The organism is Mesotoga sp. H07pep.5.4 (assembly GCF_003664935.1).
Taxonomy (GTDB): domain Bacteria; phylum Thermotogota; class Thermotogae; order Petrotogales; family Kosmotogaceae; genus Mesotoga; species Mesotoga prima.
Genome location: NZ_JFHM01000006.1, coordinates 97,544 through 114,084, shown reverse-complemented (window position 1 = coordinate 114,084; position 16,541 = coordinate 97,544). Strand labels below are relative to the sequence as shown.

The window sequence follows — 16,541 nt, the reverse complement described above, 5'->3', positions numbered from 1 at the left end:
GGGGTAGCTCCCTTCTATTGATTCTCATAATTTGTCCACATCCAGCTCGACATTGTTTTGATCGAAAACCTTAACGTCGAGTGAAAGTCCCTGTAGCTCTTTAATAAGGACCTTGAAACTCTCCGGAATCCCGGGTTCCGGGATGTTTATCCCTTTAAGTATCGCTTTGTAGACATCGTTTCTTCCCTTGATGTCGTCCGACTTAATTGTCAGCATTTCGTTCAGAGTGTGAGCTGCTCCATAAGCTTCGAGCGCCCAGACTTCCATCTCTCCAAACCTCTGCCCTCCGAAGTGAGCTTTCCCACCAAGGGGTTGCTGATGAATGAGCGAGTAAGGCCCGGTAGATCTGGCATGTATCTTATCCTTTGCTATGTGAACAAGTTTAAGCATGTACATGACTCCCACAACAATAGGATAGTCGAAAGGATTGCCGCTTCGTCCATCTCTCAGAGTGACTTTACCGGTCTTCAGATCCTCACTGTCTCCATCCTCAAGGCCAAACCTCTTTCTCGCTTCGTAGAGTTCGGTCATGATTTCTTCTTCAGTAGCTCCATCAAATATTGGAGTTGCAAAATAACGATTAGTGAGCTTTCCAAGCCATCCTAAGTGGGTTTCTAGAACCTGACCAACGTTCATTCTTGATGGAACTCCCAGAGGTGACAGAACAAGCTGAATTGGCGTCCCGTCTGGAAGGAATGGCATATCCTCCTTCGGGATAATATTCGAAACGACACCCTTATTGCCGTGTCTACCGGCAAGTTTATCACCCACATCGAGTGGCTTTCTGATGCCGACGAAAACCTTCACAAGCTTGTTAATGCCGGAACCCAGTTCGGATACCTCTTCCTTTTCGAATACCTTTACATCTATTACTCTGCCTTCGACGCCATGAGGAAGTTTGAGGGATGAATCCTTGACGTCCCTTCCTCTGTCACCGAAGACTGATCTGATTATCTTTTCTTCGGGAGTGGTTTCAGACTCGCCTTTGGGAGTGACTTTGCCAACTAGAATGTCTTGAGAAGTCACATAAGCTCCGACCCTAACTATACCGCTCTCATCAAGGTTTTTCAGCGATTCCTTCGAGACGTTCGGGATATCTGCAGTAATTTCTTCTGGACCAAGCTGAGTGTCTCTGGCAATTGTTTCGTACATTTCGACATGTATGGTTGTAAAGGTGTCGTCTTCCAATAGCTCCTGATTGACAAGAATAGCATCTTCGAAATTGTATCCTTCCCAGGGCATGAAAGCCACAAGCACATTCTTTCCAAGAGCAAGTTCTCCCATTTCAGTTGATGGGCCATCGGCAATCGGAGTTCCTGTCTGGACGATCTCGCCAACGGAAACTATTGGTCTCTGGTTTACTGCCGTGTCTTGATTTGTTCTTACGAACTTGTGCAACGTATATACGTCTTCTATAGGCTTCCCTCTCTCGTCGAGTTCTGGCTTGCCCTTTTCATCTATTCTCTGGACGATTATTCTTCTTCCGTCTACACTAACCACCTTTCCTCTGTGCTTAGAAAGAACCACGTATCCCGAGTCTCTCGCTGCAACTCCTTCCACACCGGTTCCTACAATTGGTGCCTCGGCCTTGACAACAGGCACGGCCTGCCTCTGCATGTTAGACCCCATGAGGGCTCTGTTCGCGTCGTCATTTTCAAGGAAGGGTATCAAAGATGTCGAGATAGAGACTATCTGTTTGGGCGAAACCGACATGTAATCGACTTCCTCCCTGTTAACATATCTCACTTCACCTGCATATCTAATCTCGACATTTTCATCGACGATATTACCCTTTTCGTCCATATCTACAGTGGAATGAGCGATATTGTAACGCTCTTCTTCATCTGCGGCTAAATATACAATATCGTTAGTAACGGCTCCTTTCTGAACCTTTCTGTACGGAGTCAAAAGGAAACCGTACTTATCTATCTTTGCAAAGGTCGCCAATGAAGTCATCAACCCGATATTGGCACCTTCGGGGGTTTCTATTGGACACATTCTCCCGTAGTGCGAGTGATGGACGTCACGAACCTCGAATCTTGCGTGTTCTCTCTTAAGTCCACCAGGTCCAATAGCAGACAGTCTCCTCTTGTTAGTCAGTTCGGCAAGAGGATTAACCTGGTCCATGAACTGAGAAAGCTGACTTGTCGCAAAGAACTGATGAAGCGTAGTCATTAAAGTTCTTACGTTAACAAGGCTCTGAACAGAAATCTTGTCAAACGATGTGTATATTGTAAGCTTTTCTTCCAGAAGCTTATGTATTTTTATGAAAGCCTTCTCGAACTCAGTTTCCATGAGCTCACCGACTGTCCTCACACGCTTGTTTCCAAGATGGTCCTTGGTGTCAAGCAACTCCGGCCTGCTTTCAATCTCGGTCAGATGTCTTGCAGCAAGAACGACATCAAGGACAGTGAGAATAGAGGATTCTTCTGAGTAATCTGTATCTTTTGAGACTTTCTTTCCTTCAACTTCCTTTAGATAGTCCTGGTAGACCTTCTTCAGCCTGCTGTTTACCTTGTACCTTCCTACATCGGAAAAGTCGAAGCGATCAGGGCTGAAATACAAATTGGCAATGTAGCTCTTTGCGGCATTTATTCTTGGAATTTCGCCAGGCCTCAGTTTTCTGAAGAGCTCTATATAAGCGTCGTCCTCAGTCATACCTTCGCCGTATGTCTTCTGCAAAGCATTGAACGTTTTCATTGCAATTGGAAGCGGCATCTTTATGGTCTTCACATCTGCTTCAATTGCTCTAGCAATAATCTCTTCGGTTAGCAGTGTCCCTTTTTCTGCAATCAAATCACCACCAGGCGTCTTTACGTCCTCTAGGATCATACTCCCCACGTTTGCGAGCAATTCATCTTCGTCAGACCCGTCGTATTCGTTTTCGAAAAGCCTCAGAAGGTCAAGGTCGTTTTCATAACCCAGCGCTTTCAAAAATACGAAGAAGTTTAGTTTCCTTCTTCTGTCTATCCTTGCCTGCATGATCTGCTTGTTGGGATTCAAGAGAATTTCGAACCAAGCTCCCTTAACGGGAAGGAAGTGAGCTACATAGATTGGCAAAGAACCAGAAACTGCCTTTGTAGGCTCATCCACGAAATAAACGCCTGGAGACCTTACAAGCTGATTAACAATTACCCTTTCAGCGCCGTTGATTATGAAAGAGGCGTTATCAGTCATATATGGCAAGTATCCAAAGAAGGCCTCTTCCTCTTTGATCTCTCCAGTGTAGAGGTCAGTGATTCTTACCGTTACATAAAGTGGAACCGAATAAGTGAGACCCTTGTCTTTGCACTCCTGAATGGAATGCTTTGCCTCACCGATTCTGGTTGCTACAAAATCCAGAGAGAAGCCTTTCTCGCCCTTCTTAAGGTCCGAACGCTGGATCTGCGACTTGATGGGTGAATACTTCTTCAGAACATTCAGAAGACCTTCATTGATAAACCACTCGAAGGAACGAGTCTGGATCTCAATGAGATTCGGGATTTCAAGAGGTTCATACACTCTTCCAAAGACCCACCGCTCACGTTTGCCAAAATTGGCCTTTCTCATTAGATCACCTCTCGTATGTTTGAGCACACCAAACCCACATCAGAGCGTCTCCCTGATGTGGGTATATTTATTATACAGACAATATGTAACCAGACAATTGCTCAATTACTTCAGTTCGACTTCGGCGCCAGCTTCTTCGAGTTGCTTCTTCAATTCTTCTGCCTCCGCCTTTGGAAGGTTTTCCTTTACAACACCCTCCGGTGTTCCAGCCTTTTCCACAAGATCCTTGGCCTCCTTGAGTCCGAGTCCAGTTATTGATCTTACTACCTTGATAACATCGATCTTCTTTGCACCAAAAGACTTCAAAACTACCTTGAATTCTGTCTGCTCTTCTTCTTCCTCTGCTGCCGCCCCACCATTTGCAGGAGCTGCCGCAACTGCAACTGGAGCCGCCGCGCTCACTCCAAATTCCTCTTCAAGGGCTTTAACAAGATCTGAAAGTTCTGCCACTGTCATTTCTTTTATTGCGCTTATAAGTTCTTCCTTTGTCATCTTACCACACCTCCGCGTGAATCATTCAGCTTTTTTATCCTTTATCGCATTCAAAGCATACAGGAACTTTGTTAGCACTCCATTCAGAGTATAGACAAAACCGGTAATTGGGGCAGCAAATCCGCCTACGACCATGGCGATCAACTGCTCTCGAGACGGCAGCTTTGCGAGGTCTGAAGCCCGGTCACCTGTGAAGAATCTTCCTTCAAGATATCCAGCCTTTATTAGCGGAAGAGTCTTGTTATTCTTATTGAAGTCGGTGATTATCTTTAGGGCCGCGATAGGATCTACATCCTCAACAGTTAGCACTGCCGTTGTACCGCTTATCGAGTCCTTCCATTCGCTTTCTTCGAATCCGGCCTTGTTAAGAGCGAGTCTTACCAGCGTATTCTTTTTTATCGTGAACTGAGCTCTCTCTTTGTAGTTTTCATAGAGCTTGTCTCTAAAAGTAGTTATGTTCTCTACTTTCATGCCTTTATAGTCCGCGAATAGAATCAATGATGAATCCTTGTAAGCTTTTGTAAGACTCTCGACGATTTCTTCTTTTCTCTCTCTTGTTAGCACTTTCGCACCTCCTTTCAGAAAAGCGGCCCCAAAACGAGGCCGCAGAAGGGCAGATCTTCTACACGCCTCGGTAGGTGGCTTACGCTCTTAAATACCTACTGTCTCTGGCATTGAAAATATATCTCAGTTTAGACTAGTTATTTCTCGGTTTCTCTTGCAAAATCGACTTTTATACCTGCACCCATCGTTGTGGTCAGGAATACCCTCTGCACAAATCTCCCCTTGGAACCAGCCGGTTTCATCTTCATAATCTGATTGAGTGCAGAGACGAAGTTCTCGCGCAGTTTTTCCTTGTCAAAAGACTTCTTCCCTATGGGAAGATGAAGATTTCCAGTCTTGTCGTTCTTCACTTCTAATCTTCCCGCTTTGAAACCCTTAACGGCATCTTCAACGTCAGCGGTCACAGTTCCAGCCTTGGGTGACGGCATTAGTCCGCGTGGCCCTAGGACTTTTCCAAGTTTTCCAATATCTCTCATCATGTCCGGAGTTGCTATTGCAACATCAAAATCAGTCCAACCACCTTGAATCTGCTGAACAAGATCATCTGATCCTACAAAATCCGCACCACACCGTTTTGCAGTCTCAGCCTGTTCCCCCCTAGCGAAGACCAAAACCCTGACGTCTTTCCCGGTGCCATTTGGCAATGCAATCGTTCCCCTAACCTGCTGATCAGATTTTGCGGGGTCGATACCCAACTTCAAATGCATCTCGACTGTCTCGTCGAATTTCGTCGGTGGAAAGTTTTTCAGTAAATCTATGCTCTCGTCCACTGAATAACTAACGTTTCTATCAACGGACTTTCTTGCCTGAATGTACCTCTTTGATCTAACCGGCATTCAGATCCCCCCTCAACCTATTATTTCGATGCCCATATTACGGGCTGTACCTGCAATTATCTTTGCAGCGGCATCGACTGTTCTGGCATTGAGATCGGGCATCTTAATCTTAGCAATTTCCTCAAGCTGAGCACGGCTAATCTTACCTACTTTGTCTCGATTGGGGACTCCCGAGCCTTTCTGAATACCCGCGGCCCTGAGTAGCAAGAAGCTTGCTGGCGGGGTCTTGAGGATGAAACTGAAGGATCTGTCTGCGTAGACAGAGATAATTACTGGAAGCACCATACCGGCCTTGTCGGATGTTTCCGCATTAAACTGCTTACAGAAACCCATAATATTCACTCCATGCTGACCGAGAGCCGGTCCAACAGGAGGTGCCGGTGTAGCCTTTCCCGCTTCAAGCTGGAGCTTGATTTGGGCTATCACTTTCTTAGCCATATTTGCCTACCTCCTTGTGGTCAACGGGCTTAGCCCTCCCACTCTTTCTCAGAATCAAACAATCTTTTCTACCTCAGATAAACTGAGAATAACCGGTGTTTCTCTTCCAAATATGCTGACAACAACCTTAAGTTCCTGTCTGTCCGGATCTAGATCCGTTACCTTTCCAACGAAATCTTCAAATGGGCCAGAGTTTATCCTTACAACTTCGCCAACGTCAAATTCGACTTCAATCTTTACCGGCCCGCCCATGTGTTCTTCATACTCTTCAATGCCAACCAATCTAAGAAGAGCCTTAATTTCCTTTTCCTTAAGTTGAACGGGTTGACCGCCAACTGAAACAAAATTGACTACGTTCGGAGTATTCTTGACGAGATTCCATGTTTCCTCGTTCATTATCATTTCAATAAAAACATATCCGGGATAAAGCCTTGTCCTGGTTATTTTGAAGATCTTGATCTCTTTACGTCCTGGAAGGTCGGAGATCTCTACTCTACCTTCCGTCTTAGAGAATATTCTCCTCGTCTCGCCAAACATCTGACCACGCTTCACATGGTTGCCTTTCTTTGCGACTTTGGCGTCATAGCTATCCGGGTGAACGAGATAGACGTCTTCTTCTCCATTCTCTTTGTCGACTACAATCCGTTTCATCTTCTGCGTATAGACGATCTTTCCGTCAAGCTCACAGAAATATTCACCCTGCTTTGCCAGAGGCATCCCTTGCCTTATTCTTGCGCCCGCCTTAATCCCGGTCTCTATCTTTGCGCTCTCAGGAATGTAGTAAGTCTTTGTGTAACGCCTGTCGGCAGTTTCAATGAATATCACGCGATAATTCTTGACTTCAGCGACTGTACCATCATTCTTGACCTTTATCTCAACTTCTTCGGCGACGGGATCCCCTTTGGCAACATCTTCATTGTCCTTAACGAGAAGCCTTGCGTTTGCGGGAACTATGTATTTTTCTGCCGCGACATTCGTTCTATCAAGCTTCGTTTCCTCTGGAACTAGGATTTTACCAAACATGTGCGAAAAACCGAAAGACTCTATCTTAATCTGAATTGCCTCTCTGATAGAGTTTTCAAGGCCTGAGTATGTTTGAATTATGAACCATTTCTTTCGCACAATTAATCACCAACATCGAACAGCATTAAGCAGCGCCTGTCAAAAAATTCAAAAGTGATCCGATCGCATTAGTGAAGAGAACATCTAGAAGTGCTAAAAACGCACCTACTGCAATCAGTATGACGAGCACGGCGCCGGTAGAAGAGATCATCTGCTCCCTATTAGGCCATGTCACCTTCTTAACTTCGTTCTTCACTTCGGAAAGGAACTTCCAAAACTTTGCCTTGGCCATGGGATTCCTCCTGACTCAGTTGAGCCGACTCAACCTTACTTGGATTCTTTGTGCTCGGTATGTTTCCTGCACTTTGGGCAGTATTTACTCGAGTCCAATTTGTACTTTTTTTGGCGGTTCTTGAACCTGTAATAGTTTCTAGTACCACACTCGGAACACTTCAATGTTACAAGAACCTTATTTCCCTTTGTTTTCTTTGCCATTGCATGCACCTCAACAGTAGCAAAATTAATGGTGGTAAGGGGTGGGTTTGAACCACCGAAGGCGTTCCGCCAGCGGATTTACAGTCCGCCCCCTTTGACCACTCGGGCACCTTACCACCGATAGTTAACCTATGGAGCCAACGAAGGGACTTGAACCCCCAACCTGCTGATTACAAATCAGCCGCTCTTCCGATTGAGCTACGTTGGCCCGACGCACGATACCTATTATATCTAATCACTTTATCCCTGTCAACAACTCAAATAAAGAATCTCTTTATCTGCGAAGCGAGTCCACACTACTAATAGTTTACTTAACCTTCGGGACGAGAATCATTAGCATTTCTTCATTTCTTATTCTAATGTAGCCTTCTTCAAGTTCCTTCAGGGCTATCGTGATCTTATCCCCGGCAGCCCTTACGGTAGAAGGATCAAGCTTCGGTCTACCGAAGTCCTCCAGATCCTCCGCTCTCTTGGCAGCGGCTACTGGAATAGCGTACTTGTGCCTTATTCGCTTAAGAAGCAAATCGTAATTAATTATCATATGTTTTCTCCTCAAACAAGAATCTTTCTCCCTTTTCTCTGACCATTCTATCAACACGCAACCTTTCGGCGGTGATGATTGCTTCAAATTGACTTACCGAATGCTTTAAATTATCATTAATAACGAGATACTGAAAGTTCTTCACCTGCTCAAGTTCCCATTTTGCATCTTCAAGCCTTGTTCTTAGAGATTGAGTGTCTTCTGTTCCCCTTGACTGAAGGCGATTGATCAGCTCCTCGTAAGAAGGTGGTGCGACAAATATATAGACGGCGTCTCGGAGTTTGCTCATTAATGACATGGCCCCCTGAATGTCCACATCAAGCAGAATATCTCTGCCCAAATCTACGCTCTTGCTGACCTGATGTCTAGAGGTCCCATAATAATTCCCATGGACTTTTGCCCATTCTAAAAACTCATCTTCTTTCTGAAGTCGTTTGAATTCCTCCGGAGTGACAAAAAAATAATCCTTTCCCTGAACTTCCTCAGGCCGTCTTTCCCTCGTTGCATAAGAAACTGAAAAGTCTAGATTATTGTTGGATCGGAGTACTTCTCTGAGTATCGAGGTTTTTCCGGCACCTGAAGGACCGCTCATCACAAAGACTATACCTTTCATTCTTCGAAATTCTGTCCAGAAACTCTGATATCTTCCAGAAGCTTCTCGATATCGCTGAAAGTCTGCATAAATCTGGAAGCAATCGTCTCGGGCTGAATCGCAGAAAGTATTATGTGATTGCTATCAGTTATTACAATCGCTCTGGTCTTTCTTCCATATGTAGCATCAATCAGTTTTCCTTCGTCCTTCGCAACTTCCTTCAACCTCTTCAGTGGCGCCGATTCGGGGTTCACTATCGCAATGACTCTGTCTCCGATGATAACATTCCCGAACCCGACGTTAATGAGTCCGTACAAGTGAAACACCTCCTACTCTATGTTCTGAACTTGCTCCCTAATCTTATTTACTAGCGTCCTTCCTTCAACTGAGAGATTTGTTATGGCCAGCTTCTTTGACTTTGAAGCAATTGTCGAGAGTTCACGATGCATTTCCTGACAGATGAAATCGAGCTGCACACCGCTTTCCTTCTCAGAAGCCATGACTTCTCTAAATGATTCAATGTGTGAGATAAGCCTTACAATTTCCTCAGAAATATCTGCCCGTTCTGCAAGGAGCGCCACCTCTTGCTCCAGTCTGTTATCGTCGAGTTGACTATCAGAAATCTGCTCTACCTTCTTCTTCAGAAAGTCACGATAATAGAGAACCATATCCTTAGAACTATCCTGCAGTTCCCTTCCAATGGACTCGAGCTCGCACAGGTATTCATTCAATGCTGAGGCGAGATTCTCACCTTCTCTTTCTCGATCACCGTTGAGGACACTAATTGCCTCCATTAGGAGTTCTTCAATTACGCTCCAGATTTTCTTCGCGAGATCTTCCGATGGCTTGCTTCGCATAATTTCTTTGAACCTCGCCATTGAATCAACAGTCACGTCCCCCGCAAGCTCAAAGCGCTCTTTTATTGATTTCAAGGAGTTATAGACAGAGGAGGCTATTCCGAAATCTGGTTGAAGAAGATCATCACTGTTGACCAGAGAAATATCGATTCTCGCCCTTACAGTTCCCCGCTTGAGATTCTCTTTAATAACCCTGGTAACATTCATTTCAAGCTCAGAGAAAGCATCTCCTATGTTCACATCCACGTTCAAGTACTTTGAATTGACTGTCTTCAACTCAACAAATACATTTACATCGCGAACGGTCTTCTCGACCCTCGCAAATCCGGTCATGCTTCTGAGCAATTATTATCACCTCAAAGGCGTTTAGGTCAAACTACAGTCAATTATAACCGTTTGTGGCTAAAATTTCAAAAGAGGAACCGTTTTCTTCAGTTTTTCTATCAAAAACGCCACATCTTCCTCGGTTGTGAACCGAGACATGCTGATCCTAATTGAACCTGAAGCAAGAGAGGAATCAAGTCCCATAGAATCGAGAACGTACTGGCCTCCATCTCCTCTAGAAGAACATGCCGAAGAAGTACCAACAAAGACACCTTCTTCAGAAAGCGCATTAACCAGAACCTCGGATCTGATTCCTGCGAAAGAAGCGTTGACTGTATTGGATATAGAGTTTTCCGGTGTATTCACAACTCCATCTAGTTCCTCAACGGTTTCTTTTATCCTATGCTGATACTCTCTCAACCTGGAAGATGACTCTTGTGTGCACTCAACGGCTCGCTGCAAGGCTGTAGCGGCTATAGCTGTACCGGGGACGTTCTGTGTTCCCGAACGCATTCCCCTCTCCTGACCGCCACCGGTAATTAATGGTCTAATGGGCGCTCCCTGCCTAATATAAGTGACTCCGACACCTTTGGGACCATGAAACTTGTGCGCAGAAAAAGAGGCGTAGTCACAAAAGCAGCTAACGAAATCAATGGGGATCTTCCCAATCGTTTGAACGGCATCCAGATGAAAGAGAACGTTCCGTTTCCTAAGCTCTTCGCCAATCTCCTCATAGGGTTGAATAGCGCCGGTTACGTTATTTACTGCCATCAAGGAGACAAGAAAAGTCTCTTCGTCAACCTCGTCGAGAAGCTTTGCAACTTTGACAATTCCGTTTCTCTCGGGTCCGACCGTTGTATAATCAATGTCTGAACTTGCTTTTAAGTCTTTCAAAGTATTCAGAACTGCTTTGTGTTCGATCGATGTAGTAACGATTCTCTTTTTTCTTCCTTTGAAAAGAACGCTGGATCTTAGAATCCAGTTAATGCTTTCCGTTGCGCAAGAAGTGAAATAGATTTCCCTAGGATCTGAAGAAAGCGAGCGGGCAATCTTTCGGCGTGCTTCCTCGAGGTACCGAGCCTCTCTTAGCCCAAAAGAGTGCATGGAATTCGGATTAGCATACTCTTCGACGCACAGTTTTGCGAATCTCTCCGCGAGATCACTTTCCATTTTGGTAGTGGCATTGTTGTCGAAATAACGCATTAGGATTTTATCATCTCCTCGAAATCTCTTTCATCAATGATCTTGATTCCGAGGTCGCGCGCCTTCTGTTCTTTAGAACCGGGATTTTCACCTAAGAGCAAGAAATCGGTATTCTTTGAGACCGACGAAGCAACTTCTCCACCCAGTTTGATAATTTTCTCCTGTATTTCCTTTCTAGAGTATCCCGGAAGCGTTCCCGTAACCACAAACTTCATTCCCTTCAACGGTTTTGACCCAGGTGAATCTTCGTCCTGAATGTTAACGTATTTCAATAGCTCCTCGACCTCTTTTTTGACTTCCGGAGAAGAGAAGTACTTTTTGATATCTTTGGCCAGCTGGTCACCGATGCCTGAAACGTTTCGCAGTTCCTTTTCGTCTGCAGAGACAAGTCCACGAAGACTACCAAAGTAGTTCGCAAGATCTCTTGATGTCTTTGATCCCACTCCTGGAATACCCAGGCCAGTTATCAGCTTGAAGAGGGGATTGCTCCTGCTCTTCTGGATGGCTTCAATCAGATTGCTTGCCGTCTTCTCACCAATGCCCTCTCCTAGACTAAGAAGATCATCCTTGTTAAGCTTATAGAGATCCGATGGGTTTTTCACAAGGCCCGCCTCAACAATTCGCTCGACCAGTTTCTCGCCCAGTCCCTCGATATCCATCGCATCCCTGGAACAGAAGAACTGTATTCTTCTGATTAATTTCGCTGGGCAGGTGGGGTTCAGGCACTTCAGAGCAACATCCTCTTCTTTCTCTCTCCCCACTTCTCCGCCACAAACAGGACATCTAGAAGGCGGGATTATCCTTTTTTCTTTACCGGTCCTCTTTTCCGGAATACTTCTAACGATTTGCGGGATGATCTCTCCAGCTTTTTGGACTATTACTGTGTCAAAGAGTCTTATGTCCTTCTCACTAATAAAATCGAAGTTGTGCATGCTTGCTCTCTTTACGGTAGTACCTGCAAGTTGAACCGGTTCGAGCTCAGCAACCGGTGTTATAGTTCCAGTCCTGCCAACCCCGAAGGTAACATTGATCAACTTTGTCATAGCCTGCTCGGCAGGGAATTTGAACGCTATAGCCCATCTAGGTGCTTTTGTCGTGTATCCTAATTCCTCCTGAGCATGGAGATCGTCAACTTTTACTACCGTGCCGTCTACCGCGTAATTGAGACTAGATTTCGACTCCGACCATTTCTTCCAAAACGCTATCACACCATCTGTACCTTCAGCTAATTCACTGTTTGGCTCAACTCTCATGCCGATACTCTTCAAGAATTGGAGCTGTTCGCTCTGACTTTTCAGTTGAAACTTTGATGGCTCAACGACATGATAAAAGAACGCATTTAATCGTCTCTTAGCGACCTCTCTGGGATCGAGTTGTCTCAGAGTTCCGGCCGCCGCATTCCGAGGATTGGCGAAGACCTGAAGTTCACCTTTCGAACGAGCTCTGTTGATCTCGTGAAATACATCCTTTGGAAGATAGACTTCACCTCTCACTTCAATTGAAAGATCTTGCCTAAGACGCAAGGGAATAGATTTAATAGCCCTGATATTCTCGGTGACATCCTCTCCAACAAAGCCATTTCCTCTTGTGGCACCTCTCACAAGAAGGCCATTATCGTACTTCACTGAGATTGAAAGGCCATCGATCTTCAACTCGCACATATAGCGTACTATCTCGATTTGGAGCTCTTCCCTTACTCTTTTGTCAAACTGAAGCACTTCCTCTTCCGAGTATGTGTTATCGAGAGAAAACAGTCTATATTCATGAACTACTTCCTTGAAAGAAGCAACGGGTTTCAAACCAACTCTAATGCTTGGCGAATCAGGCGTTTTAAGCTCAGGGTACTGCTCTTCAAGATCAATGAGTGTTCTAAGAAGCCTATCGTATTCGGAATCAGGGATCTCGGGATCGTCCAAAACGTAATACCTGTAAGCATGATAATCTATTTCCTTTCTCAACTCTTCGATTCGCTTTCTAGCTTCTTCAAACGTTATCATTTTGATCCTCCCCGAAAAGAATAACAATCGAGACCGCGTACTCTCGTTCATGGGATATGCTTACTGTAAGGTCAGAGTTCTTTATCAATTGCTTCAGTTCATCGGACGGAATTGGTCTCCCTCCTTCATCAGTGAGAAACTGAATCTTGGAGAATTCGATGTCTTTTCTACCAAGAGCCTTTACAAAGGCTTCTTTAGCCGCAAAACGACCGGCAGCAAACTCCATTCTTCTCCGTTCTCCGCCTAGAGAATCATAGATAACTTTTTCATCTTTACCGAGAATTCTTTGTGCTATAGATTCAGTCATACGAGAGATTTCTACTATGTCGATTCCTGTTCTAATATTCAGGTTCAAACCTCCACAACTGTAACACCACTTCCGCCTTCTGAGGGTGTTCCGATCCTGAAACTCTTCACTCCTTTTGAACGCCTAAGGTAAGCCCAGACACCTTCGGCAAGTTTGCCCGTCCCTTTCCCATGAATTATGTAGCCTTGTTTCTTCCCGCTGGCTTTTAGCATCTGAAGAAAATCATCAATGAGAATTGGAACATCCTCGGTGATATTGCCTCGAATATCTATCTCCTGGCTCGAGTTTCCACTATCTAATTCAAACGAAGACATTTCTGATTCGACTACCGGCTTTCCAACCACTCGGACACGTGATAACGGAACTTTCAGGGTAATCTTGCCCGAATCTATCACTACCCTGTCACCATCTATTTCGCTAACGATCCCTTCAGCTCCGCTTTCCAGAAGCTTAACTATGTCGCCAACTTCCGGAATCTGAGAATCGGTTTTTTCTGGATAAGATGCCCCAAAATTCCTGACCTCTCTTTTTAGGTTGTTAAGTCTCTTCACAGCTTCAACTTTCTTTCTTTCACCGGGAGCCCTTGAAAGGCTTATAGCCATCTCGACATCCTTAATGATCGATCCCAGCTTTTTTTCCAGTTCATCGATTTCCTTACTTACTTCTCTGTATCTCTTTTCCTTTATCATCGATAATTTTTCTTCGAACTCCTTTGTCCTTCCTTCTAGTTCTCTTTTAGTTTTGTCGAGATCTCTTCTTTCCTCTTCCAGTAAAGATCTCTCTCTATGGAGCTTTCCAATTACAGCTTCGAGATCTCTGGCTTCACTATCGATATAGGAGCGGGCTCTATCAACTATTTCTTGTGGAAGGCCAAGCCTACTCGAGACTTCAAGAGCATTTGAAGAACCGGGAATACCCATCAATAAACGATAAGTAGGTTTAAGAGTGGATATATCGAATTCAACACTGGCATTGACAACATCGGAACGCTCCATTGCATAAAGCTTGATTGGGGTCAAGTGGGTGGTAAGGATCAGCCTGGATCTCTCCAGTAGTCTTTCAATGATTGCTATTGATAGAGCCGATCCCTCAACGGGATCGGTACCTGCACCCAACTCATCGAGCAAAACAAGCGAATTTTCATCGGCGTCTCTAATTATTCTGATTATTCTGGATATGTGTGATGAGAATGTACTTAAACTCTGCTCAATCGATTGCTCGTCTCCAATATCGGCGAATAGTCTACTAAAGAGTGGAATCTTCGACAACCCATCTGCAAGAACAGGAAGACCGCATAGCATCAGGAGTACCGAAAGACCTATCGTCTTCATTGCAACAGTCTTTCCTCCAGTATTCGGTCCGGTAATAAAAACACCGTTAACCCCCTCTTCCATGGTGAAGGTGATCGGTACCACCACTTCATCATCGATCAACGGATGTCTCGCATCTTTAAGAAGAAAAAGTCTTGAAGGGGACGGCTCTATGAAGACACCCTGTCGACTCTTTGAGTATCTACATGCTGCGTAAAGACCGTCAAGAACACCAAGTGCCTCAAGCGAAGGCTCAAGCCTTTCAAATGTGCTAAAGAAAAGAGTCGTCAATTCTCTCAGTATCCTTCTGATTTCCTCCTCTTCTCTGGATAACAGAATCCTCATAGAATCATTTAGAGTGATAAGCTCCTGAGGCTCGAAATATACCGTTGCACCGCTACCGGAAGCACCATGAATAATACCTTGATGCTCATTCTTCTTGCTCGCCGAAAGCGGCAAGACATAGCGGCCTTCTCTGGTCAAAATAAGACTATCAGTCAAGCTATCTTTGTATCTGTTCATTATTGAATCAAGTCTTCCCCTGAGGTTTCTATTAAGGTTTTTCAGTTCGTTTCTGATTTCTTTTAGTAAAGGAGAAGCATTATCCTTGATCTGACCATCCTCAGAAATCTTCTTTCTTACCTCACCTATAAAACCACGTTCGCAGGATAGAAGAGCGGCAACCTCATAAACTGCGGGGAAATCTGGAGAGACCCGATCGAAGAACTCTCTTAAACGGCAAACGTTATCCATAGTCACGGCGCTTCGGAAAAGCTCTTCACCACCAAGGCTGAATCCGCGTTTCACTTTTGTAATATAGTCGCTGAGATCGTGAAAAACCGTGAAAGGCGGTTCCCCTTCCCTAAGAAGTATTTCGTTAAACTCACTGGACCTTGTGTATAGAACTTCTGCGTCCTCAGCCTTGGGTCGCAGAGATTTCACTCTCTCTTTGCCGTATTTGGAAGTTGCCTTCTGAGCGATGTCATCAAGAACTGAATCGAATTCCAGCAGCCGGATCGAATCATCGAACAATGAATCCATCGGGCAGTTCCACCTTTCTGACAATCTTTGGCATCAGTTTCTCTCTGTTCTTTCTATCGTAGAGTGCGATTAAGGTATAGACAACGGCAATAGAAGCAAAAGCAACTACAAGAGCCAATCCTTCAGACTTCAAGACCATATTCATTACTATCAAAGTAACGAGAAAGACTGCCAACGGAATACCGTAAACTATCATGGATACTTTAGTAGCACTCATGTCGTTCATCTCAATCTCAACGGTGTCACCTGGATTAACCTCCACTCCGTTATGCAAAGCCCTTATCGTAATCTTTTTATCGCTCGAAGAAACACTGCAACTGCTCCTTGATCCACAAGTAGAACAGGCCTCTGTACGAGCTTTTTCAAGGAGCACGACATCTCCCTTAAGCTCCTTCACAATAGCTAACTCTCTCATGTCCACCTCCGCTAGAAGCGGTAACTAATCTCTCCACCTGCGTGAAAAACTGGAAGTGTTTCCATTCCGAAGAACTTCTCCAGTTCCAGGCCGACTGCTGCTCCGAAGGAGAGAAATCCGACCCGAACATATACAATGGGAGTAATCGAGAAGAAAATACCAAACTTATCAACGTTAGTTGTTATCAGACCTGCTCTTGAAACAACTCTTAGTCCGACAGCCGATTCCTCTGTCAAATCATATGCTAGACCGGCAAAGAGCTTGAGCAATGTATTGAAGTGACCATTTATGTAGAAATCCTCTGATGAAACTGGAGAAACAAAGGAGAAATTACCTCCCAGCTCAAGAGAATTCTTCCCTGTCTGGCTTAATACATAAGCCACATTGATTCCATCATATACCAGTTTATCTTCAGAGCCAAACCCGGAATAGTGAATTCCATCTATAATTAACGAAGCTAGACCTAAAGAGCTCATCAGAAATACTATCAGTAAAGCAATCACAGCCTTCACACGACA

18 protein-coding genes, 2 tRNA genes and 1 other annotated feature are annotated in these 16,541 nt (G+C 44.7%); all 20 genes read right to left on the bottom strand.

Annotated elements, in window-relative coordinates; genetic code table 11:
- Nucleotides 1–24 precede the first annotated feature (24 nt).
- Nucleotides 25–3,549: a DNA-directed RNA polymerase subunit beta gene (locus Y696_RS03960; protein ID WP_121509793.1), complete on the bottom strand. Its 3,525-nt coding sequence runs from the start codon at nt 3,547–3,549 to the stop codon at nt 25–27.
- 105 nt (nt 3,550–3,654) lie between these two features.
- Complete coding sequence (gene rplL, locus Y696_RS03955) at nt 3,655–4,041, bottom strand: 50S ribosomal protein L7/L12 (RefSeq protein ID WP_006492415.1); 387 nt, start codon at nt 4,039–4,041, stop codon at nt 3,655–3,657.
- A 21-nt stretch (nt 4,042–4,062) separates the two neighbouring features.
- Nucleotides 4,063–4,605 (bottom strand): 50S ribosomal protein L10, encoded by a 543-nt coding sequence (gene rplJ, locus Y696_RS03950; protein ID WP_006492414.1) that lies wholly within the window; start codon nt 4,603–4,605, stop codon nt 4,063–4,065.
- A 7-nt stretch (nt 4,606–4,612) separates the two neighbouring features.
- Nucleotides 4,613–4,731, bottom strand: a sequence feature (ribosomal protein L10 leader region).
- An 11-nt stretch (nt 4,732–4,742) separates the two neighbouring features.
- Nucleotides 4,743–5,441 (bottom strand): 50S ribosomal protein L1, encoded by a 699-nt coding sequence (rplA, locus tag Y696_RS03945; protein ID WP_099772056.1) that lies wholly within the window; start codon nt 5,439–5,441, stop codon nt 4,743–4,745.
- A 12-nt stretch (nt 5,442–5,453) separates the two neighbouring features.
- On the bottom strand, nt 5,454–5,879 hold the full coding sequence (rplK, locus tag Y696_RS03940; protein ID WP_006492412.1) for a 50S ribosomal protein L11: 426 nt from the start codon (nt 5,877–5,879) through the stop codon (nt 5,454–5,456).
- A gap of 54 nt (nt 5,880–5,933) precedes the next feature.
- Nucleotides 5,934–7,001, bottom strand: coding sequence for a transcription termination/antitermination protein NusG (gene nusG, locus Y696_RS03935; RefSeq protein WP_014730506.1), 1,068 nt, complete (start codon nt 6,999–7,001; stop codon nt 5,934–5,936).
- Between the two features lie 25 nt (nt 7,002–7,026).
- A complete protein-coding gene (gene secE, locus Y696_RS03930) occupies nt 7,027–7,233 on the bottom strand; it encodes a preprotein translocase subunit SecE (protein WP_006492410.1) in 207 nt (68 codons plus the stop codon).
- 35 nt (nt 7,234–7,268) lie between these two features.
- Complete coding sequence (gene rpmG / locus Y696_RS03925) at nt 7,269–7,436, bottom strand: 50S ribosomal protein L33 (RefSeq protein WP_014730505.1); 168 nt, start codon at nt 7,434–7,436, stop codon at nt 7,269–7,271.
- A gap of 29 nt (nt 7,437–7,465) precedes the next feature.
- Nucleotides 7,466–7,552 (bottom strand) — tRNA-Tyr (locus tag Y696_RS03920).
- Nucleotides 7,553–7,568: 16 nt separating this feature from the next.
- Nucleotides 7,569–7,644, bottom strand: a tRNA-Thr gene (locus Y696_RS03915).
- Nucleotides 7,645–7,743: 99 nt separating this feature from the next.
- Nucleotides 7,744–7,977 (bottom strand): DNA-directed RNA polymerase subunit omega, encoded by a 234-nt coding sequence (locus Y696_RS03910; protein ID WP_006492408.1) that lies wholly within the window; start codon nt 7,975–7,977, stop codon nt 7,744–7,746.
- Nucleotides 7,967–8,590: a guanylate kinase gene (gene gmk / locus Y696_RS03905; protein ID WP_006492407.1), complete on the bottom strand. Its 624-nt coding sequence runs from the start codon at nt 8,588–8,590 to the stop codon at nt 7,967–7,969. The genes Y696_RS03910 and gmk overlap by 11 nt, the downstream gene beginning before the upstream one ends.
- Nucleotides 8,587–8,886: a DUF370 domain-containing protein gene (locus tag Y696_RS03900; protein ID WP_014730503.1), complete on the bottom strand. Its 300-nt coding sequence runs from the start codon at nt 8,884–8,886 to the stop codon at nt 8,587–8,589. The genes gmk and Y696_RS03900 overlap by 4 nt, the downstream gene beginning before the upstream one ends.
- A gap of 12 nt (nt 8,887–8,898) precedes the next feature.
- Nucleotides 8,899–9,771 carry a YicC/YloC family endoribonuclease gene (locus Y696_RS03895; protein WP_006492405.1) on the bottom strand — a complete coding sequence of 291 codons (873 nt, stop codon included), beginning with the start codon at nt 9,769–9,771 and terminating at the stop codon, nt 8,899–8,901.
- A gap of 57 nt (nt 9,772–9,828) precedes the next feature.
- Nucleotides 9,829–10,953, bottom strand: coding sequence for a cysteine desulfurase family protein (locus tag Y696_RS03890; protein WP_121509792.1), 1,125 nt, complete (start codon nt 10,951–10,953; stop codon nt 9,829–9,831).
- Nucleotides 10,953–12,950, bottom strand: a complete 1,998-nt coding sequence (gene ligA / locus Y696_RS03885; RefSeq protein ID WP_121509791.1) for an NAD-dependent DNA ligase LigA — start codon at nt 12,948–12,950, stop codon at nt 10,953–10,955. Before ligA ends, Y696_RS03890 begins: the two co-directional genes overlap by 1 nt.
- Nucleotides 12,937–13,305, bottom strand: coding sequence for a holo-ACP synthase (gene acpS, locus Y696_RS03880; protein ID WP_006492402.1), 369 nt, complete (start codon nt 13,303–13,305; stop codon nt 12,937–12,939). The genes ligA and acpS overlap by 14 nt, the downstream gene beginning before the upstream one ends.
- Entirely contained in the window at nt 13,302–15,608 is a 2,307-nt protein-coding gene (locus Y696_RS03875) for an endonuclease MutS2 (RefSeq protein ID WP_121509790.1), read from the bottom strand. Before Y696_RS03875 ends, acpS begins: the two co-directional genes overlap by 4 nt.
- The gene (locus Y696_RS03870; RefSeq protein ID WP_121509789.1) at nt 15,589–16,023 is read right to left on the bottom strand and encodes a SoxR reducing system RseC family protein; all 435 of its coding nucleotides are present in this window, start codon (nt 16,021–16,023) and stop codon (nt 15,589–15,591) included. The genes Y696_RS03875 and Y696_RS03870 overlap by 20 nt, the downstream gene beginning before the upstream one ends.
- An 11-nt stretch (nt 16,024–16,034) precedes the next feature.
- Nucleotides 16,035–16,535 (bottom strand): hypothetical protein, encoded by a 501-nt coding sequence (locus Y696_RS03865; protein WP_006492398.1) that lies wholly within the window; start codon nt 16,533–16,535, stop codon nt 16,035–16,037.
- Between the last annotated feature and the right edge of the window lie 6 nt (nt 16,536–16,541).

Bases quoted from the DNA above. Each gene is read 5' to 3' on its own strand.
- ligA (WP_121509791.1), bottom strand. From the start codon at position 12,950: ATGATAACGTTTGAAGAAGCTAGAAAGCGAATCGAAGAGTTGAGAAAG.
- Y696_RS03910 (WP_006492408.1), bottom strand. From the start codon at position 7,977: ATGATAATTAATTACGATTTGCTTCTTAAGCGAATAAGGCACAAGTAC.
- Y696_RS03875 (WP_121509790.1), bottom strand. From the start codon at position 15,608: ATGGATTCATTGTTCGATGATTCGATCCGGCTGCTGGAATTCGATTCA.
- rpmG (WP_014730505.1), bottom strand. From the start codon at position 7,436: ATGGCAAAGAAAACAAAGGGAAATAAGGTTCTTGTAACATTGAAGTGT.
- Y696_RS03870 (WP_121509789.1), bottom strand. From the start codon at position 16,023: ATGAGAGAGTTAGCTATTGTGAAGGAGCTTAAGGGAGATGTCGTGCTC.
- rplA (WP_099772056.1), bottom strand. From the start codon at position 5,441: ATGCCGGTTAGATCAAAGAGGTACATTCAGGCAAGAAAGTCCGTTGAT.
- Y696_RS03960 (WP_121509793.1), bottom strand. From the start codon at position 3,549: ATGAGAAAGGCCAATTTTGGCAAACGTGAGCGGTGGGTCTTTGGAAGA.
- rplL (WP_006492415.1), bottom strand. From the start codon at position 4,041: ATGACAAAGGAAGAACTTATAAGCGCAATAAAAGAAATGACAGTGGCA.
- rplK (WP_006492412.1), bottom strand. From the start codon at position 5,879: ATGGCTAAGAAAGTGATAGCCCAAATCAAGCTCCAGCTTGAAGCGGGA.
- Y696_RS03890 (WP_121509792.1), bottom strand. From the start codon at position 10,953: ATGCGTTATTTCGACAACAATGCCACTACCAAAATGGAAAGTGATCTC.
- secE (WP_006492410.1), bottom strand. From the start codon at position 7,233: ATGGCCAAGGCAAAGTTTTGGAAGTTCCTTTCCGAAGTGAAGAACGAA.
- gmk (WP_006492407.1), bottom strand. From the start codon at position 8,590: ATGAAAGGTATAGTCTTTGTGATGAGCGGTCCTTCAGGTGCCGGAAAA.